At 46.1% G+C, this 20033-nt stretch carries 19 protein-coding genes; 8 read left to right on the top strand and 11 right to left on the bottom strand.

All coding sequences use genetic code 11. The features are described 5' to 3' along the window. Positions 1-189 precede the first annotated feature (189 nt). Positions 190-288: a hypothetical protein gene (locus LPQ35_RS11175; protein ID WP_428832254.1), complete on the bottom strand. Its 99-nt coding sequence runs from the start codon at positions 286-288 to the stop codon at positions 190-192. Further along, complete coding sequence (locus LPQ35_RS01580) at positions 285-713, bottom strand: THUMP domain-containing protein (protein ID WP_193806497.1); 429 nt, start codon at positions 711-713, stop codon at positions 285-287. Before LPQ35_RS01580 ends, LPQ35_RS11175 begins: the two co-directional genes overlap by 4 nt. Positions 714-924: 211 nt before the next feature. On the opposite strand from LPQ35_RS01580, the gene LPQ35_RS01585 reads away from it, so the two are divergent. Further along, complete coding sequence (locus LPQ35_RS01585) at positions 925-1203, top strand: transcriptional regulator (protein ID WP_203218940.1); 279 nt, start codon at positions 925-927, stop codon at positions 1201-1203. Between the two features lie 28 nt (positions 1204-1231). Here the strand turns inward: LPQ35_RS01585 and LPQ35_RS01590 are convergent, their stop codons facing one another. After that, complete coding sequence (locus LPQ35_RS01590) at positions 1232-2488, bottom strand: hydroxymethylglutaryl-CoA reductase, degradative (RefSeq protein WP_193806494.1); 1257 nt, start codon at positions 2486-2488, stop codon at positions 1232-1234. 50 nt (positions 2489-2538) lie between these two features. Here LPQ35_RS01590 and LPQ35_RS01595 point away from each other — a divergent pair, with 50 nt between their 5' ends. Next, on the top strand, positions 2539-3765 hold the full coding sequence (locus tag LPQ35_RS01595; RefSeq protein WP_193806492.1) for a UbiD family decarboxylase: 1227 nt from the start codon (positions 2539-2541) through the stop codon (positions 3763-3765). A gap of 9 nt (positions 3766-3774) precedes the next feature. Here the strand turns inward: LPQ35_RS01595 and LPQ35_RS01600 are convergent, their stop codons facing one another. The 6 genes from LPQ35_RS01600 to LPQ35_RS01625 all read right to left on the bottom strand — a co-directional run bounded on the left by LPQ35_RS01600 (position 3775) and on the right by LPQ35_RS01625 (position 9304). Beyond that, a complete protein-coding gene (locus tag LPQ35_RS01600) occupies positions 3775-4725 on the bottom strand; it encodes a helical backbone metal receptor (RefSeq protein ID WP_193806490.1) in 951 nt (316 codons plus the stop codon). Positions 4726-4799: 74 nt separating this feature from the next. Continuing rightward, on the bottom strand, positions 4800-5354 hold the full coding sequence (locus LPQ35_RS01605; protein ID WP_193806489.1) for an adenosylcobinamide amidohydrolase: 555 nt from the start codon (positions 5352-5354) through the stop codon (positions 4800-4802). Further along, positions 5351-6112 (bottom strand): ATP-binding cassette domain-containing protein, encoded by a 762-nt coding sequence (locus tag LPQ35_RS01610; protein WP_193806488.1) that lies wholly within the window; start codon positions 6110-6112, stop codon positions 5351-5353. The genes LPQ35_RS01605 and LPQ35_RS01610 overlap by 4 nt, the downstream gene beginning before the upstream one ends. Continuing rightward, a complete protein-coding gene (locus LPQ35_RS01615) occupies positions 6093-7067 on the bottom strand; it encodes an iron chelate uptake ABC transporter family permease subunit (RefSeq protein WP_193806487.1) in 975 nt (324 codons plus the stop codon). The genes LPQ35_RS01610 and LPQ35_RS01615 overlap by 20 nt, the downstream gene beginning before the upstream one ends. 88 nt (positions 7068-7155) lie before the next feature. After that, complete coding sequence (locus LPQ35_RS01620) at positions 7156-8589, bottom strand: phenylalanine--tRNA ligase subunit alpha (RefSeq protein ID WP_193806486.1); 1434 nt, start codon at positions 8587-8589, stop codon at positions 7156-7158. Between the two features lie 79 nt (positions 8590-8668). Continuing rightward, complete coding sequence (locus tag LPQ35_RS01625) at positions 8669-9304, bottom strand: cytochrome c3 family protein (RefSeq protein ID WP_193806485.1); 636 nt, start codon at positions 9302-9304, stop codon at positions 8669-8671. Positions 9305-9358: 54 nt separating this feature from the next. On the opposite strand from LPQ35_RS01625, the gene LPQ35_RS01630 reads away from it, so the two are divergent. The 3 genes from LPQ35_RS01630 to LPQ35_RS01640 are packed head-to-tail and all read left to right on the top strand — an operon-like array spanning position 9359 to position 12125. Next, entirely contained in the window at positions 9359-11194 is a 1836-nt protein-coding gene (locus tag LPQ35_RS01630) for a CARDB domain-containing protein (protein WP_193806484.1), read from the top strand. Then, the gene (locus tag LPQ35_RS01635) at positions 11191-11454 is read left to right on the top strand and encodes a hypothetical protein (protein ID WP_193806483.1); all 264 of its coding nucleotides are present in this window, start codon (positions 11191-11193) and stop codon (positions 11452-11454) included. The genes LPQ35_RS01630 and LPQ35_RS01635 overlap by 4 nt, the downstream gene beginning before the upstream one ends. Continuing rightward, on the top strand, positions 11451-12125 hold the full coding sequence (locus tag LPQ35_RS01640; RefSeq protein WP_193806481.1) for a signal peptidase I: 675 nt from the start codon (positions 11451-11453) through the stop codon (positions 12123-12125). Before LPQ35_RS01635 ends, LPQ35_RS01640 begins: the two co-directional genes overlap by 4 nt. On the opposite strand, the gene LPQ35_RS01645 is transcribed toward LPQ35_RS01640, so the two are convergent. Then, a complete protein-coding gene (locus LPQ35_RS01645; RefSeq protein WP_193806478.1) occupies positions 12122-12883 on the bottom strand; it encodes a hypothetical protein in 762 nt (253 codons plus the stop codon). The two genes, LPQ35_RS01640 and LPQ35_RS01645, sit on opposite strands and share 4 nt — an antisense overlap. A 115-nt stretch (positions 12884-12998) precedes the next feature. Between LPQ35_RS01645 and LPQ35_RS01650 the strand changes: the two genes are divergently transcribed. The 3 genes from LPQ35_RS01650 to LPQ35_RS01660 all read left to right on the top strand — a co-directional run bounded on the left by LPQ35_RS01650 (position 12999) and on the right by LPQ35_RS01660 (position 18783). Next, positions 12999-13757: a hypothetical protein gene (locus LPQ35_RS01650; protein WP_193806476.1), complete on the top strand. Its 759-nt coding sequence runs from the start codon at positions 12999-13001 to the stop codon at positions 13755-13757. A 167-nt stretch (positions 13758-13924) separates the two neighbouring features. Next, a complete protein-coding gene (locus tag LPQ35_RS01655; protein ID WP_193806474.1) occupies positions 13925-14695 on the top strand; it encodes a hypothetical protein in 771 nt (256 codons plus the stop codon). 131 nt (positions 14696-14826) lie between these two features. Then, positions 14827-18783, top strand: a complete 3957-nt coding sequence (locus LPQ35_RS01660; protein WP_193806472.1) for a multiheme c-type cytochrome — start codon at positions 14827-14829, stop codon at positions 18781-18783. Positions 18784-18823: 40 nt separating this feature from the next. On the opposite strand, the gene LPQ35_RS01665 is transcribed toward LPQ35_RS01660, so the two are convergent. Next, positions 18824-19954 (bottom strand): hypothetical protein, encoded by a 1131-nt coding sequence (locus LPQ35_RS01665; protein ID WP_193806470.1) that lies wholly within the window; start codon positions 19952-19954, stop codon positions 18824-18826. Positions 19955-20033 lie beyond the last annotated feature (79 nt).

Below are 20033 nucleotides of genomic sequence, written 5' to 3' on the forward strand. Positions count from 1 at the left end.
TCACCTCCTGGAGGAAAAAGTGAGCCATGAATTATTTAATTTTTTTGTCCAACAGTCCGAGGAAGTATTTTTCTAAGATATTTTTTATATTTTTCACTTGAAATTTGTTCGTGTGCAAGATGCACATTGGGGCTGTGCCGGGGTGGAAAAATCATGGCTCCAGCAGATAATTGGAATGTTTTTTTGCAATCATCCCTGTTTTGAACAGAATTGTTCCGCTCCCGCAGAAGGGGTCGAGCAGTGATTCTCTTCCCTCCATTCTGAAATGTGTATGAGGGATGCGGCTATAACCGGGTTGAGCGGTGCTGGATGATGGTATGTCCTGTAACTCCTTTTGTGGAGTCCTCTGTCCCTGTCATGTCCATACCGACCATATAGTCTGTGCCTGTCAGATCACACTGCACAATAACATTCGGTTCGTTCAGGTTTACCCTGAGCTTTGTGCATCTCTTCTCTTTGTAGCTGTCGATTACGGCTTTTCCCGCTGCCCTTCCAATATCTATGGATGTAAAGTCGTGATCTCCGGCCCGTGTGGCTCTAACGGCAGAACTCCAGTCTGGCCGGATGAATGAGAAGTCCACACCCCTGACAATTCTGTATATGTCTTCTAAATTTTCAGCTTCATCTCTTTCGAGAAGAAGGACTATCCATTCAGCTGTTCTCAGCATGCAGTGCATTAGGGGTATTTTTTCGCAGTCTGATCTGAAGAACACCCTCCCCTTTCCTGTCCTTTTTTTTCGAAAACTTTTCCAAGCTTTTTATTTTCCAGTTCGCAGGATGAAACAAATTCGAGTCCCGGGGGACAGGTGAGGTAGAACTCTTTCTGCACATCCCTACTGGTTCATGATGCAGTAAGTTTTTGACGCTTTACTTACTGATGAATTGAAGGCAGATTTTATATTATGCACAGACCTGCGTTAAATTGTGCAGCTTGAGAGAATTATTGCACTCATTGAGGAAAGGCCATTAACTGCCAGAGAAATCTGTCACGCCTTGGAAATAGACATTTCCAGAGAAAAAGAGGTTTATGAAGCATTGAAGAAGGCATCGAAAGTTCTGAAGAGGAAGGGAAAAATGCTGCTCATGTCTCCGCCAGTGTGCAAAAAGTGCGGCTTTGAGTTTGAAAAAATGAATCCTGGAAGATGCCCGAAATGCAGGAGCGAGTGGATAGAGCCTGCGAGGTTTTTTGTGGAGGTCCTGTAGGGAATTCAAAAATAATTAAAGGTCAGTTTTAGCTTCTCAGCCTTTCTATGATTTCCTTGGCGACATCCATCCTTATCTTTCCGGCTTTTAGCATCTCTTCAACGACCTGATCCACTTCGTCCTTGCTGGCTCCGGCCATAATTGCGATGTTTCTCGCATGCAGCTCCATGTGTCCCCTCTGTATTCCTTCTGTGGCCAAAGCTCTCAGAGCTGCAAAGTTCTGTGCAAGTCCAACAGCAGCCATGACCCTCGCAAGCTCTTCTGCAGTATTTATCCCGAGAATTTTGAGGCTCAGCTGAGCTAAGGGGTTTACCTTGGTCGCACCGCCGATTGTTCCCACCGCAATTGGCAGCTCGATTGTTCCCACGAGATCTCCGTCCTTATTTACTTCGTATGTCGTCAGGGGTTTGTAGCCTCTAAGAGCAGCATAGCTGTGTGCTCCTGCTTCAACCGCCCTGAAATCGTTTCCAGTTGCTATAACCACTGCAGAAATTCCGTTCATTATCCCCTTGTTGTGGGTGGCACATCTGAAAGGATCCGCTTCCGCAAAAGCGTAGGCATTCATTATGCCCTCAACGACGTCCTCTCCTCCTATTGCGTCCTTTTTGAAAACCGCTCTTGCTCTTGCAAGTCTGTAAACTGCAAGGTTTGATATTATTCTAAGATATACCCTCCCTCCAGTTATGTCCTCAATGAGGGGAGCAACAGCCTCTGCCATCGTATTTACTGCATTTGCGCCCATTGCATCCTTAACGTCCACAATCAGATGGACAACCAGCATCTTTCCCTTAATGCTTTCGATTATTCTCGCTTCTATGTCCTTGCACCCACCGCCCAGGTTAACCAGAATGGGGTCCTGTTCATTTGCAAGCTTTATGATCTCCTCTCTGTTTCTCAAAACCTCGAATTTTGCAGAATACGGATCTTTGAGACCTACAACCTGAATCTGGCCGATCATTAAGTTCCCTGAATAGTCTGTTGTGAATCCCCCTCCCTCTCTCGCCATTTTTGCTGCGTTGCTTGCGGCGGCAACAACGCTCGCCTCCTCGATGGCCATGGGGATGAGGTAGTCCTTTCCATCAATTAGGAAGTTCGTTGCTATCCCGAAAGGAAGTTCGAAAGTACCTATGACGTTTTCGATCATTCTATCAGCTATCTCCAAGGGAAGACCCTTTTCGAGGAGCATCTTCTTCTCTTCTTCAGTCAATTCTGCAAATTCGGAAATCTTTTCTATTCTTTCATGAACACTCATCTTATAGAATCCCGGAATTCTTGACGATGGCATAAGCTGAAAATTGCAATAAAATTATTATAATTTTCCCTGCTGTTATTTTTATGAATTTCAGGGATGCGATCCAGAATGCCGGTTACAGAGTCTTTGAAGAGGAAATCGGTCATGAGGATGTTGTGAGGTTTATTGGAGAGCGGGGACTTGAAAAAACTCCTGCCATCATCAACGTTGAGGGAAAAAAGGTTGCCACGAACTTTCTCGCAACAAGAGAGCTTTTATGCGGCTATATGGATATCTGCGTTTCTGATCTCGCAAAATATCTTGCGAATCTGAAAATGGGTGGCAGGATTGTTGAAAGGGATGTTGATTATGTGGAACTTGACAGTCTGGAAGATCTGCCTGTTCCGAAGTATTTTGAGAATGATGCTGGGAAGTATATCACCGCTGGCATTATCGTTACAGGAAATGGTAACGATTATGGAAGTTACAATGCGAGCTTCCACAGAATGCTCATTCTTGACAAAAAGAGGATGGCTGTCAGACTCGTACCTCCAAGACACACCTTTTTGAGATGGAAATCTGCCGTTGATAGCGGCGATGATCTTGAAATTGCCATTTCCATCTCACCACACCCCCTATTCATGTTTGCAGCAGCAACGAGGGTTGATGAGGGCATGGAATACCACTATGCCTCTTCACTGATGAAAACACTTGAGGTGAGCAACGTTGATGGCATACACGTTCCTGAATCCGAAATAGTTATCAGGGGGAGGATAACCGGGGAGATGGTTGATGAAGGGCCTTTTATAGATATAACTGGCACATACGATCGGGTAAGGAAGGCTCCGGTAATTGAAGTGGATGCTATCTACGCAAAGGAGGACTTCATGTTTTACTCGATAACTCCAGCGGGCTACGAGCATCAGGTCCTGATGGGCATACCCTACGAACCCGAAATTTACAAAGCCGTGGCGAGGGTTTGCAGGGTGAGGAATGTAATTATGACTGCTGGAGGCAGGCATTACCTCCATGCAATAGTCCAGATTGAGAAGATAACTGACGGAGATGGAAAGAATGCGATACTCGCTGCCTTTTCAGCCCACCCGAGCCTGAAGCATGTGGTTGTGGTGGATGATGACATTGACATTTACAGTATGGAGGATGTTGAGTATGCAATTGCAACGAGATTTCAGGCGGACAGAGACCTGGTGGTGATAACGAATGCGAGAGGAAGCAGCCTTGACCCCTCTGCTAAGGACAACATCACCTCAAAACTTGGGATGGATGCGACTTTCAAGGGAGATAAAGAAAAATACAAAAAAATCTACTGAAATTGATATTTAACCACTATTTTCAGCTATTATGTTTGAAATCTCCTCGAGAGCATAGACGAGCCTGTATGACGGTCTTGATATCATGTCAGAGTTTATTATGTATACTTTTCCTTCCTTCACGGCTCTGAGATCTTTAAGTTCGCTTGTAACCCACTTGTATATGATGTTTTCACCGTTTGCATTCATGCCATCGCCACTGTTCACGATGATTATGTCCGGGTCTCTGGAGTACAGGTCCTCAATGCTCACAACCTTCCAGCCCTCAATGTCTCCAAAAGCGTTCTGTCCTCCTGCAGTGGTTATCAGTTCGTTTACAAATGTGCCGTTACCGCTGACGTAAATAGGATCATGCCACAGGATGTGGGCAACCTTTGGTTTCGATTCCATTTTTTCGGCTTTAGCTTTCACGGTTTCAATTTTGTCTTCCATCATTTTTATGAGCTTGGTTGCGTTTTCTTCCTCTCCGGTGACTTTACCGAGCATTTCAATATCCTTCATTATTCCTTTGAGGTCTTTTGGATTTAGCGCTATTACTGTCAGGTTATATTCCTTGAGAGTCTGTATCGTCTCTTCCCCATTTCCAAACGATGCAACGACCAGATCCGGTTTCAGGCTGAGTACCTTCTCGATGTCTATTGTGGAGTATCCCCCAACCTTGGGTTTTTCTTTTGCCTTTTCAGGATAGTTACAGTATTCCGTAACCCCCACTATTTTATCCCCAAGGCCAAGAGCGAACAGGATCTCTGTGTTTGATGGCGCTAAAGAAATGATTCTCTCCGGTTTTTTATCTACTGTTATGTTGAACCCAAAGTCGTCGGTAACGGTAACAGGAAATTTTTCGGTTTTGATGTTTTCACCGGTTTTGCTCTGCATCTCCGGGCTTTTGGTATCTGCGCAGCCTGATACGAGGATCAGTGCAGCCAGTGTCAGGAATATGAAAATTTTTTTCCACTCCATTCCATACCACCTCTAAATTTTTTTTGATGTTTGGTAAAGAAAATTGTATTTAACTTTAACGAATTGTTCTCCTGTCACCATCTGCCCAAACTCTCTGAAACTCCTCTTTTTACGCAGTACCAGATTTTGCTCCCGAGGTCACTTGCAGGGCCAGCGTACTCGTAATATCTGCCACCAGTCCTTGCAACCACAACAGCATCTGTGTTTGTCCCTGTAAAGCTGTAGCCCATCTCCAGAAGGGTATGACTCTTTGCCTCGGTTGCGGTTATTATGGCGTTCACCATCGCACCATCTGATGGTCCTGCATCAATTATCAGGATAATGTTTATAGTCCCGATGACTTCGTTGGGGTTTTTGACCCCTGCAGTTACGAATGCCGTAACCTCGTCCTTTTTCACGATTGCCAGTTTGTCCATTGGAACTGATGTAAGCAATCCAAAGTAATTTTTCAGTCCGAGCCTTTCTGCAACGGTTTCGAGATAATGGATTGGATCAGAATCGCAGAAATCATCCGAAACCGTGTGGTTGAATATGCTGCCAACTTCTTTCCAGCCACCCTTCAGACCCGAGCTTATGGCGTCAAATTTGCCTTCTACGATAAGGGTGTCGTCATCAATTCTGTACCTCATCTGACAACCTCCGGAATTACAAGAATTCTCTGGTTGTGCCTGATAACCTCTGCTCGAATCCCGAAGACCTCCTCAATCCTGTCGGGCCGGATAACCTCTTCCGGAGTACCGGCATAGATGATCTTACCATTCCTGATCATGAGAATTCTGTCGCTGAACATTGCGGCGAGATTTATGTCGTGCAGAGAGATGAGGGTGCTTTTGCCGGCTTTCACCATTTTTTTCACAATTTCCAGAATTTCAAGCTGGCTTTTGACATCAAGATGTGCGGTGGGCTCATCGAGAAGCATGAAATCTGTGTTCTGACAGAAGATCCTCGCAAGCATGACCTTCTGCTTCTCACCACCACTAAGCTCTGAGAATCTCCTATGTGCAAAATTTTCCATTCCGACGAGTTCGAGGGCCTTCATTGCGAGTGCGTAATCGTCTTTGCCTGGATTTATTCTTATGTATGGGGTTCTCCCAAGCAGAACAACATCGAGAACTTTCAGATTGGCTTCAGACTGCTCCTGGGGCAGATACCCTATGAGCTTTGCAACCTCCTCAAAACCGGCACCATTCAGCTCTTTTCCATTCAGATATACTGCGCCTCCGGTTGGCTTAAGAATGCCGTAGATTGTTCTGAGTATTGTTGATTTACCACTGCCGTTTGGTCCAAGCAGACTTACGAATTCTCCTCTGTGTATCTCCAAACTCACCTCTTTGAGTATTTCAGTACTGTTTAGCCTGACAGTGATGTTACTGACCCTTAGTTTCATACCTCTTCCTCCTCAGGAGATAAATGAAAAATGGGGCGCCGAGAAGTGATGTAATCACCCCTACTGGAAGTTCCCCAGGAACAGCAATTCTGGCAACCGTGTCCACTGCCGGCATGAATGTGAATGCAAAGAGAATCGATGTCGGAACAATCACCCTGTTGTCCTCTCCGAATAGCAACCTCATTGTGTGCGGAATTATCAGGCCTACGAAGCCTATGACCCCGCTTACCGATACTGCAATTGCCGTCAGAAAAGCGGTGGCAGCGATAATTTCTCTCTTGAGCCGTTCGATGTTTATTCCCACGCTCAGCGCATGCTCCTCTCCAAGCAAAAGGGCGTTCAGCCTCCACGAATTGTACAGGATTATAGCAACACCTATCAGGGACCCCACAAATGCGATTTTCACCTTAAACCAGTTTGCATTCCAGAATCCACCCATTATCCAGAAGAGAACCTGATGCAGACTCTGTCCCGAGATGTATATGAGAAGTGATGTAACTCCCGAAAGGAATGTGGCCATCGCCACACCTGCGAGCAGGAGAGAATATGTGGAATCCTTTCCCAGGTTATATACAACAAATACTGTAATTATGGCAGATATGAAAGCTGCGGCCATTATGTTTATAGAAGAACCATGTCCGGTCAGAATTGCAATTGCAGCCCCAACACTCGCTCCGCTTGAAACTCCTATGATGTATGGATCCGCTAAGGGGTTTCTGAAGAGGGATTGCATGGCACATCCTGACGAAGATAATGCCACTCCAACGAGTATTGAGAGAAGGGTGCGCCTCAACCTGAAATCGAGTATGTTTGCTACATATTCTTTCTCGACACCTGAAATTACGCCCAGTATCTCATTCAGACCGATCTTTGATGAGCCTGTGCTGATGCCGACTAAAAACGAAATAACTCCGGCAAGGATCAGGATGGCGAATTTTGTGTGCGGCCTCGGCATCGTATCACAGTCAAGGGATTTTTACAGAATCTAAAGTCCATTTGATTTATAAACATGGCGAAAAATTGGAAAAATCAGAAAAGAGCATTTACCTTTTTATCGCTGGCAGGGACCTCAGCCAGCCAATATCTGGTATGTACAGTCTTCTCAGGTCTTTCATTCCAAGCCTGAGCATTGCAAGTCTGCCAATTCCGAGGCCCCAGGCAAGGACTTTCCCCTTTATTCCAAGCGGTTCGGTAACTTCCTTTCTGAATATCCCTGCTCCTCCAAGCTCGACCCATCCCAAACCATCAACGTAGACTTCCGGTTCCACGCTCGGCTCGGTGTACGGGAAATAACCCGGTCTGAATCTCACATCCTCAAAACCCATCTTGTGGAAAAACTCTCTCAGCAGGCCAAGCAGGTCAGTAAATCCAACGTCTCTGTCGAGAACAACGCCCTCAAGCTGGTCGAATTCAGGAAGGTGAGTAGCGTCTATCGTCTCTCTCCTGTAAACTCTGTCTATGCAGAACGCTTTAACTGGTGGTTCGGGGTTCAGGGCAAGGTAGTGGATTGTTATGGCAGTTGTGTGGGTTCTCAGCACGAGCTGTTTTGCCTTCTCAGGACTCCACTTTCCACCCCATCCCCTGGAGCCAGTCACCCATCCATCCTCATGCGTTAGCTTAACTCTTTCGACAGCATCTCCTTCAAGCTCGACGTACCCATCCAGATAGAACGTGTCCTGCATCTCTCTGGCGGGGTGATCCTGCGGCTGGAAGAGGGCATCGAAGTTCCAGAATGCTGGCTGGATGTAATGGCCCTTTATCTCCGTGAAGCCCATTTCCAGAAAGATCTTTCTGCATTCTCTTATTATTCTCTCGTATGGGTGAATTTTGGCAGTGAACACTTCTTTCGAGGGAATTCTTATGTCGTATTCCAAGAATTCTTTACCTTTCCATGCTCCTGAGATGAGGATTTCAGGAGTGACGTCCGAAATTTTTTCCTTCAACTCGATATCGGGTTTTCTGATTATTTTGAAGGATACTTCCTTGAACTGCTCCTCCCTTAAAAGCTTCCTTTTCTTCAGCTCTCTCAGGATTTTCTCATCCAGCTTGGCGGTCCTGTCACTGTAAATTTTTTCAAGTGCAGCTTTCTCGTAAAACTGAGGCTCTGAAATGAGTTCAACAACACCGCTTTCGATTTTTATTGCGCCCTTTTTCTTGAGGTTTCCGAGAGCAATACCAACCAGTCTTTTTCCAAACTTTTCTTCAAGCTCCTTTATTGATTTCTTACTCTCCCTCAGTTCTGAAATGAGTTTTTCTTCTGGCAGTCCCTCGGTCAGGTATTTTATCCCTTCTTCAGTCAGTTCATATTCTTTCCAGAGTTTTTCCTCAATTTCGACGAATCCTTTTTCTGCGAGCAGGTAAATGGCCTTTATTACAGCGTCTTTCTTCATTCCGGCAATCTCAGCGGCATCTTCAATGGTGTATTCTCTATTTTTTTCGAGTGATTTGAGGAGTTTGATCTCAAATGGGGAGAGCATGGAAAAAAGCGATGGGTCTTGGTTAAATAGTTTTTCAAATGGTTGCCGCATGTTTTGAGTTGGGAAATTGGGAATCCATTCAGAAGAAAAGGTTCAGGATCCAGAATATAAGATCAGAGATGCTCGTGATTTTTGGGGACTCTGGTTCTTTTTCTTCTGTTGGTGTGGGCTGTGGTGCAGCTGAAATCACCTCTTTGGCAGCCGGGAAATAGTCTTTTATGTTCTCTGAGTGGCAGTAAGTGCATACATCATTCAGTATTTTGGAATGGACGCTGTGGGGATTGGAGCCATGACATTCATTGCACAGCTTGGCACTCGGCACCGAAAACGGAGCTTCTGAACCATGACACTTGCTGCACTGAATTTTTTTATGGGGTTCATGGACCTTCAGTCCGAGATTTTTTGAATTGTATGTACTGCCAACGTGGCATTTTATGCATATATTCACTGTATGCAGTTTTTCTACCTGCTGTGGATCTCTCATATCCAGCTTGGGGTTGTGGCATGGCGTGCATTTGCTGAATTCATCAAGCTGGGTTAGCGGAAGGGTGTTGATGTGACAGGGCATACATATCTTCGCTTTATGCCAGTTTGCCATCAGTCCATTGTATTTGCTCAGAAGATCCTCGGCATGAGCAGATGCAGGCAGAGCTGCCAGGAAAATTACTGCAATCAGCATCAGTTTTATGGATAACCCTGTAAACTTTCTCCTCACAGACACCCGTATTCGAATAAATTATATATATCTTTTTTCCAAACTCACAGCGTGATGGGGAGAATCATCTCGTTTTCCATAATTCTGATACTTGTCAGTATTTTGTTCTTCCAGCCCGTGTCTGCTCTCAGTGATTTTCATATAAAGCTCGTTGATCACGTTGATGGTTATGGCAAATACATAGAACGAACATACCCATTTGAACCAGGAGACTACCTGAGAATCTATGCTCAGGTAGAGGGAGTCAACCACTACAGAGCTTATGCGGTGGATTTCGTCTATGTTGTTTATGATCCCGAGGGGTATCCGGTTTCGGGAACGGTGATAAGCAAAAGCGGGACAGACTACACTGACAGAGTGTATGCCGTTTATGAGCTGAAAATTCCGGAGGGCTGGGTTACAGGAAAATACAAGGTTGTGGTGTATGCTTTCGACGTTCTGAATACAACAATGGTGAAGAACGAATATGATAACTTTTTGAATGAACTCATCTCGAAGGGTGAGGCAAGTATTGATCTTTCGAAAGTTAGCAGGGAGGATGTTGATTACGTCAAAAAAGAACTTTACTTCACTCTTGTAGACAACTATGATCCCCGGGTTTATCTTTTTGATTCCGGTTTAAAGGCAAAAATTCTTCCGGAAGGTATGAACAACTCACTTGAGTTCACAGTGCTCAACCCGAATGATGAGAAAATTGAATTTTATGTGAGGTTGCTTATTGATGGCACTCCTTTTTCTAAGCAGAAGGTCTCACTTGGCCCCGGTAGTGCAGAGAGAGTGGAGTTCACGATCCCGCAGCTTGAAATAGGAGATCACACTCTCGAAGTTGTTCCCGACTGGGACAATACTGCTGAGCTGAAGACTCTTCCAGTTTTCATTCCTCCCTATCTTTTTGATCGCCCCGTTATGGTTGCGAAGGATGGGAAAGGGTTGATTGTTCTATCGTCAAATAATTATGTTCTTGGGAGTGGAGGGGTAAGCGGTCTTGATGGCAAGGAACCATCATTTGACATGGGCGCTGCTTACGTCATGAACAGGGACAACGCTGCGAAGATGCTCAGCAACATCCTTGCATACATATGGCACAATTGGGAAAACAATGGCAAAAACGAGATGAGGATCGGTCTTTATTACAGGAGCGACAGCAGGGCTGAGAACGTGCTCCCATTGCTGCTGGATTACATCAAGAAACTGAACGGGGCACCGGTTGTGTATGTTGGTGTACTTGAGGATTACGAGCTCGACAAAGCCGATATTGTCTTTTATGTTTCCGACAGGCCAGATCTGGCTCCTCTCGCAGGTTATGTTGAGAATGGGGGGAATGTTGTTCTGGATATAACGGATTATTACTGGGATGGAGGCGAGATTGTACGGGATTACGGATTCAGCGGGGACGAGTTTCTTTTCGGCAGTTTTTACGATCTGACGAGTGTGAACAAAACGGTATCCATAAAGCTGAAAACTGAACTGAAATTGCCCCCCGAACTGAAGTACAGCAATCTGAGTGTCAGCGACTTTCTCGTGGCTGTGGGTGAGAATGTAACAATCTCATTCGACGTGAAGAACGAAGGTGGAGCCGGAAAAGCGCCGGTCCAGGTTTACGTCAATAACGAGCCCGTTTACGATGAAATCCTCGATTTCTACCCTGCGGAACAGAAACACATTGTTATCGGTTACACGCCCCAATCAGAGGGGTCGTACAGGGTTACGCTGGACAGAAGTGATCTGTCCAAGGTATTCTTTGCAAAGAACCTGACTGCCCAGCAGAATGCAACCGCAACACCACCTCCTGAAAAGGAAAAGCCCGAAAGGGAAAACGCAGGGTTGCTGGTAGCTATGGCCGGATTGCTGGCAGTTCTGATAATATTCAGGATCTATCTGAGAAGATGACAGCCTCAGATTATGAAATATTGGTCAGCAGGATGGTAGAAAAGGGCGTGACTGATCCTGAGAGGATTGCGGGGAAGCTGGATCTTCCGGAGAGCATTGTGAGGGCAGCCCTTGAAAGAGCTGAAGAAACTTCCGAAAATATTGGAAAATCCGGGAACAAAATAGAATTTAATAAAGAGACGTTTAAACTGGCAATTGATGTGGTCTTGCTTTATCTTGTGGTGCAGATCATTTTTGTGCTGGCAGGGTGGTTCCTGTGATTGAAATCCAGCTCCTCATACTACTTTCGGGGTTTGTTATTATTCTCTTTTACAACTATTCTGATGAATTCAGAACAAAACTCTCTGTAAGGCGGGTTTCAAGACGTGTGCATGAAATCGAGAAGAGAAAAATGGACGCCAGAAAAAGACGTCTTGTTGTTGCTGCTGAACTCGTGGTGTTCTTTGTGCTGATTTATTTCGGTCTGACAATGAAGGTTTTCTGGGCGGCGGTGATTTCAAACAGCATGTCTCCAACGTTTGAGAGGGGTGACATGGTTCTATTTCAGAGCATCTCCGTCCATCCCGAGCCAGGAGACATTGTAATGTTCGACAGGCCTGATGTCATGCTTCCGGTCACCCACAGGGTTTTGAAGGTTGAAGGAGACCTTGTTTACACTGGTGGTGATGCATCCGGACCGGACTCTTCACCCGTGCCTCTCAGCAAGATCAAAGCTGAGGCAGTCATGATTTTCGGCAAACCCGTCGTCGTTAAGGGTGTGGGAAATTACTTCATCCTCGATGCCAAGGAGATGAGGGACATTACTCCATTCGGACAGGAATACTACTTCTACAAGAAGCTTATTGATCTGTTCCGGACATACGCCATTGCCATAATTGTCATGGGGGTTGCAGGCTATCTGTATCTCACCTACAGGGATCTAATAGATTAATCTTTTTTTCTAAAAGTAATTTTGAGAATCTCTGAGAGTTTCTTCTTCTCGCCACCGACAAGTCCCTTTGCGAGGTTGTAGTAGTAATATGCATAAACGCCAGAAATCAGAAACATGATTGCCTGTGTTGCTGCCGTGCCAATGAAAACTCTGAGGAGTAGATATGATGATGGTGCAATCAGCACTGGGGCGGCGAACATGATTAGAGCCTCACCTTTGTTGAATATCTCGAACTCGTGGGTTATGAACAGCCACCAGTATATGAACAGCAGGATTGTCACGAGATGGAGGTAGGGTAATGTGTACTGGGTCATGAATATGAACGTTCCAAGGTAAAAGAGCATGGCAATCAAAGCCCTGAAGTAGAAGTTTACCTTGTATTCTGGGGTCAATTTCTGCTCTGTTGCGAGTCTTTCCACCACGGAAATCTTATTTTCAACGTCCTCAACCTTTTTTCTCAGCGCATTTATCTCGACAATGCCTATTGCGACCTCATCGATGATTGGCTTCAATCTGCTGTAAACGACTTCGTCAAAAGCCCTCTCGGCAGCAACCTCGTACCCCGTAAGCCTTTTTCTCAGGTTCAGAGAACCGCCTATTATGATGGCGGAGAGAAACAGGAGTGCCAGATCGACAGCTATGTTGAGTGTTGGTTTAAATGAGGTGTAATCTGCGTAGAGTGAGTAAAGTGAAACCGCAAAAACCGTTGCACCCACCAGAACTGCACCAGCAGTGGACACATTGTCAATGGTTCTCATTGTATCTTCTTTTTCTCACCGAATAATTAATTTTTCGATACGTTCTACATCAGATGCGAAAACGATATAAACATTGGTGTCTCAATATCTATTGTATGAAATTGGAGGTGGATGAATGAATGGGAAAATCCTGCTCGGGATGATCGTGCTTATTGCGGTTGGCGTTCTCCTTCTGCCCTCAACGGTCTCGCTTTTCGCTGGGCAGCACTATTGGTACAACTTGGAAAATGACACGAATGATGTACCCTGCCAGAAATGTCACGCGGATGTTTATGAGGAGCTGAAAAACAGCGAATATCATTGGAAGAATTGGGGACAGCAAAACGCTGTGGATGAGCAGGATTGTATGGAGTGCCACCAGGTTGCGCCAAAGAATGTGAGGGGCATAACATTCGCAAACGGTAGTGCAAATGTTGGGTCTGGTTGGCAGGCCGGTAAGGAAGCACACGCTGCGGCAACCGTTAGCTGTATGTGGTGCCATGGGACCGACTCGTCTGGAGCTCCGCTCTATCCGAACGCCCCTATTGCGGGTGGATTTAACCTGACGAACTATACTGGCGATACAGGAATTTATGCGGCGCACAAAGACTGGGTAAACTCAGCTAAGGCTGACACCTCAGCAAATGGAACAAATCTGCTGCTCGAATCGAACGAAGCATGTATTGGTTGCCACACTCACGTTGCGGTCAGGATTAACTGGACTCACGCTTCAAGTCTTGAATTCAACGCCACCAATACAGGAAGTGGATGGACGACAGAAAACTACCGTGCAAATGGAACTGCTGTGAGAATCGTGTGGGGCAATGCTGAGGGTACTGGTGGTTTTGTCAATAATGGAACCACGACCATACCTTGGGGTAACGGTCAGTGGTAAAGAGGTAACAGGATTCCCAAAAATTTTCTAATTTTTTCTATTTGTTGGTACAGCAGTGTTGTATGGTTTTTGCGCTAAAATATTTTTGTATTATAGATTTGAAATTGTTTTTATTCAATGGCAAGTTTTTAATACTTCCCTGACAAATAAATAAGGGGGACAATGCAATGATAAAACTCCTATTGGCTGCAATGACAATAGTCACAGTTGGTACTATCATTCTACCCTCAACTGTCTCACTCTTCGCTGGACAGCATGACTGGTACACTATAGACACCGAGGGCAATGACGTTCCGTGTGAAAAATGCCATGCAGATGTCTATGAAGAGCTGAAAAACAACCCGTACCATGAAAACTTCACTTGTGCAATGTGCCACAGGGCCATAGCCACAGGTTACGCAAGCGGGAATGTTAATGGCGAAACTTCAACTGGATCCGAGTGGGGAGCTCATGCAGCCTCCACCATTGGCTGTCTCGCATGTCATGGTGGGCTTAAGGACACCACTGTGGATTCGCATGCCCACGTTGAAATATCGGGTGAACTGAATAAAATGGGTGGAAGTTGTTCAAACACCTGTCATGTAGATATTTCGGGCCCTCCCAAGGCAGGAGGGTTTGGTCTAACTGGAGAATCCTGGGACACTGGGACATATGCTGCCCACCGTCAGTTTGTACTGGATGCTAAGAACGATAGCTTGATGGACTCCGCAAATGAGGCCTGCATAGCCTGCCACACTCACGTTGCGGTCAGGATTAACTGGACTCACGCTTCAAGTCTCGAACTGAACGTAACCCTGATTATGGGCAAGTGGACAACCGAGAACTACAATGCAAATGGCAGTGTGAATACAACAGTCTGGGGCAATGCTGAAGGTACTGGCGGTATAGCTTATAATGGAACTACCACAACAACATGGGGTACGGGAGGCTGGCCATAACTCTTATCTCCTTTTTTTGAATGTTTTTCGTACACTCTATTATTATGAGAAACCTAATCATTATGATTATGAAAATTCTTTCGTTCATGAAAGAGGAAATTTTATATTCCTGTTGTCGATAGAAAGCATTGATGAAGCTGAGAGTATCGGGGATAATACTCTTTGCACTCGTTTTCTGGGTTGCAATAGCAGCAACCACTTCGGCGCAAGAGTACGAAGGCAGCATTGCAAAAGTGGTTATACTGAAAAACGGAGTTCCAGAGCTGAGTTTTTCAAAAGGAGATACTGTGGAGTTCAGGGTTTACAGCTACACCAGCCACCTCAGACATCTGAAGATAAAGCTTTACGATTTCCAGGGGGACAAGTTCAGGGAGCTGCGGTTCTCGAAAAAAAATGATTACTATGTTGCTTACTGGACAGCGGACAGGGAGGGCTGGATTTACTATGAAATAACATCCAAAAAAGGGATTAAAAAGGTCTGGGGCTTTGTTATTGTCGGCAGCAAAGATACCGGAAGTATCAGACTCTACAAGGACGGGGTGGAAAGCGAGAGCTTTACGAAGGGAGATTACATTTACGTCAAAATTAAAACAACGAAAAAAGACAGGGTCAAAAAAGTCCTTATTAGCAACTGGGCGGGGAATGTCAGGAGCTTGGATGGTGACGCAGTGGATGTCATATCCTCTACGGACAGCGAGCTTTATTTCAGATTTTATCTGGGCAGCTATCTCACCGACCACCTCTACCCTGACAGATGGGCTTCGCTCAGAGTTGAAACTGAAAACGGGATCAAGGCAGGCACACATTTCTTCTTTGGGGAAACTGCTTCAACTCCGATCCGCACACCTGCGCCATCGCCCACACCGACACCAACTCCGGCACCCTCACCAACACCAAGCCCCACTCCAGTTCCCACACCCACTCCAAGTCCGGCTCCCGTGCCCAGCCAGGCACAGGTGCTGAAACTCTCTCTTGACAGGCTGTCGGTTCTTGACGATCCAAACAGCGGTAGGGCAGCATCAGGCTTCAGCACTCCCCCGAAGGTCTGGAACAGCGACTGGTGGTATGGGAGGGCAACGACAGTAACGGCTTACGCTCTTGTGATGAACGGAACTCCTGTTGCCAGTGTTCCGGTAACCTTCAAACTGATTTCTCCTGATGGCACCATTGTGGCTCAGAAGACCGCAAATACGGATTCTGCTGGTCTGGCGAAGGTGAGCTTCGATCTGAACAACGTTAACTTCTATGGCTTCTGGAAAGTCGTTGCAGAATACGGCGCTCTCAGAGCTGAGGAAAAGTTTGTTTACAACTGGTGGGGATGTGCGTGGTGTCACGGGAATGAAAAACTAACACAGCATGGCACCTACACGCCAAAATCTCCGTTTGTGATGGGCTACGACTTCCACAGCAACCCCAAGAAAGGCAAGCATGTTATGGTCATACAGAACGGGCAGTGTCTTTACTGTCACCAGAGCTACGATGCAGTTCCTCACAACAGGCTGGATTACACCGCATATCCTGCCGGTATTCACAACAACAAGGTTGAGTGTGAGAGCTGCCACGAAAGCTCTACAGTGAGATATGCGAGACCGAATGTTCCGGGCTGCTACGACACCTGCCATCCCGTTAAGAACTTCAATCTGAGCTCTATCCTGACGACCACGGGCTATGCAGTTGGTGGCACATATCGCTCAGTTTATTCCTATGATGTCAACACCGGAGAGCCTGCGAAAGCTCACACCGCTCAGAAGACCGTTCCATGTCTCAGCTGTCATAACGCTGCCCACAACAATACCAAGCCGTATCCAAGCCAGCCAAACAGCTATACTGAAAATGAACAGTGCCAGAGCTGTCATGGATACAAGCATGGCAAGAGTGTAACGAACTGTACTGGATGTCACGGTCAGGATGCGCATCTCGTCAAAGCACCGAAGGCCGGAAACTGCATCGAATGTCACAACACCGGCGGTTTTGCACCGAACGTGGATGTGACTGCATTCAATTCAAGCATACATTCGGGGCTGAACGCAAATTCGGCGATATCCAAAGGTTATCCTGCAGTGGTCGGGGCATGCTGGGCGTGTCACTACAACGGCAGCGAACCGCCATCACATGATACGACAGCATTCAGAAATCCGAAACAGTGCGAGGACTGCCATCTGGGTGGGTCGTTTAATGCTCCTGTAGTGTCAAATCACTTCGCCAACGGGTCAAGCATAAAGGTGAGCGCAGCATGTGTGGACTGCCATGGCAAGGATGAAATGCTTTCAACGTTCAACGGCCCTTCCGGAACGAATCTGTCTACGGTCAGCCACTATGGTAAGAAGAGAGTGGATCTTCTGATACTCTCTCAGTATGATACCTTTGATGTGGACTGCTCGTACTGTCATCAGAACACAACCACGGTATTTGCAGACGTGATGCGGAATGCATTCAGCTCCAGTGTGCCAGATCATTCAGATTCGCCGAATTCACCTGACTGTGTCGGCCTCTGCCACGGTTACGGCAGAATGCACGACTCTACGTTGATCAAGAAGTCTCTGACGACCTCACAGATGTGTCTTGACTGTCACTCTTCAGGAGGGAAGATGAAACACAACGGAACTGTGGACTGCTTTGTCTGCCACATGGATCCGTCAGACAGTCTTGGCAAGGCGCAGATACATGGTATCAAATATCTCCAGAAAAACGGAAGTTTTGTCAAATACCAGCCAACCAATGCGGTGGACTGCTACACCTGTCACGCAACTGCTAACGTGTCTCAGGTTCTCTCCTCATACTCCTTAACTGCTCCACATGTTGCATGGACAGAACATTCAACGGGCCAGAAGTGGGGAAATTACTGGCTTAACAGCAATCAGGCGTGCGAGTACTGTCATGGGGACACCAAACACAACACGACAGCACTTGGCAAAATTTCGGCAATAGCTGACACCTCAGCGCTTAACAGTCAGGTCTGTGCAGCCTGCCATGCATCTGACTCTCCAAACTACGCAGGAAATAACTGGACGCCTGCACCGCCGAGCATCGCTGGAACACCGTTAAGCACGGATTGGGTCAGCCATGATTTCCTCGGCGGAGATTACAGAGCCTCAAACTGTGCAGCCTGCCACAATCCAGATGCCGCAAATGTTACGCAGCTTGCACACGACGTCAAGGCTGCTGCTGGTGGGTGTGTGCAGTGCCATACCAACCAGAGCGTGGCTTACGTTGACGTGAATGCCCTTGGAAGGCACGCAGGTGTTGATGGCGACGCAAATCTGACAGACAAGGACTGCACGACCTGTCACTTCAACATAAGCGGTAAGTTCTCTCCGGATTACAAACCCATTGCGGGAGTCAATGTTTACAGCTGTGAAGACTGCCATGTGAATGGAACTCCCGTTACTGTGCCGGCAGATGTCCAGATATCGTCCTTTAAGCATGGTCTAAATGACTGCAAGTCATGTCATCTTGTCAGCTATGGATACCACTACAAGTCCCCGCTCGGAGATGTGGCAGCACTTCCAAGCTTCAACCAGGATTACAGGACGAATGAAGTTACAAGAAGAAATCTGTGCAATGATTGTCATTACAGCATGAATGCCGATGATGCTCCATTCCATGCTCCAGGGATATCCCAGGGGATGGCGTTGAGATACAGTTCTTGTGGAGGAGGAACTTCGTGTCATGGGGGTGTGAGGGAAAGTACAGACCCACACTACGTAAAATATGCCCCACCAATACTCGCGCAATCCATTAACATAGATATGCCTGCAACCATCTCCGGAACTGCCGTGATAAATATCACGGTTAAAGCCTACAGTACACAATTCCAGAGTGGTTACTATGAAATCGTCAATGAGGCTGGCAAGGTGATCTTCAAGGATGGCCTCTTACCCAACGACGGAGAGTGGGGTCAGAGTTTCCTGGACTGGAGATATTCCTCTGAATATTTCACGATTCCAATTGACACAACAAACTGGGTTCCAGGAAATTACACGCTGAAAGTGTACATCATGCGTGATGCTCCAAAGGTGGATCCAACGAAGCCCTACTATATGAATGGCTACATCATTTCGGCAAGCAAGCAATTTACAGTCCAATAAAAAATTGAAATTATTTTTAATAAATTATTTTTAATCTTAATTATTTATTTTTAGCCTTTCTGAATATTAGGCCTGCAACAATCCCTGCTGATAATACCCACACTCCACCAACGAAAGGCGTTTTTTCTGCGGTTATTTTGGGAACATACGAGACTCTGAAAACCTCTTCCGGAATTTCGCTTTTATTCACAATCGCAACCCACACGCTTCTGTTATCTTTGAATATTGCTGACTGATAGGCAACAATTACTCTATTGTCCTCGACGAGGATACTCTTCTGGTCGCACTTAAAGTTGAACGGCTCTTCAAGCTGAGATATGTACTCCACGTTTCTCGTAAGCCTTAAGGGTTTTGTCCAGTTTATGCCATCCCTGCTGCTGATAAGATAGACTTCCTCATTGCCTTCTATGGTCGAGGTGTAGGCTATCCAGATTCTCTCATCATCAGCCTTTGCATCGTTGTACAGGGAGAAGTTCAGGGGAGGGCTGAATGTAATTCTCGCGTGATTGCTGAGTTTGTATGGTGAGTTTCCATATGCTATGTAAATGTCGTGGTTGTTGAGGAGCGTGAGGTTGTTCTCGTCTCCTGTAAACTTTGCGTAATTAAGCCACCATCTGCCTTTAAACTCAAAGAGTTTTCCAAAGAGATACATTCCATCCGGAGGAATTACCACGATTGGCTCGCTCCATTTTACGAAATCTCTGCTCTCTCTGATGTATATTCCGTTACTTCCGTTTTTTTCTGCTATGCTATATGTCAGCCAGAACTTCCCGTTTTTGTCCTGGTACAGATGAGGATACCACTCTATTCTGTCTGTTTTTGCAATCGGGTAGGGTTTTATCCAGTTCAGACCATCCTGGCTGTATGTTGCATAGATGTCGTAGTCGAACCCGTACTTGATTGACTCCGGGTCGAGAGTTTTGTGCTTCACATAAACGAGTCTGAAAATTCCATCCCTGTCTATTAACAGCCACGGATGGTAATCCCCTGTTTTTGTGTCCGGGATTTTTACGGGTGCTGACCATTCCATTAAGTCCTCTGAGTTTGTGACGTATATTCCGTCTTCTCCCTGGAACGCCATCCAGTACGTCCCGTTTAGTTCGCTTATAACTGGATAGCTTCCATTAAACAGATATACTGAGACGAGTGCCAGAGCAAGGAGTTTGGACATGGTGTGCTTTTTTGTGGTTTGTAGCTAATTTATTTTTTGTCCACCAATTTGCCATTATAATTATTTTCATCATAAGCAA

It is taken from the genome of Geoglobus acetivorans, assembly GCF_039641995.1.
Classification (GTDB): domain Archaea; phylum Halobacteriota; class Archaeoglobi; order Archaeoglobales; family Archaeoglobaceae; genus Geoglobus; species Geoglobus acetivorans.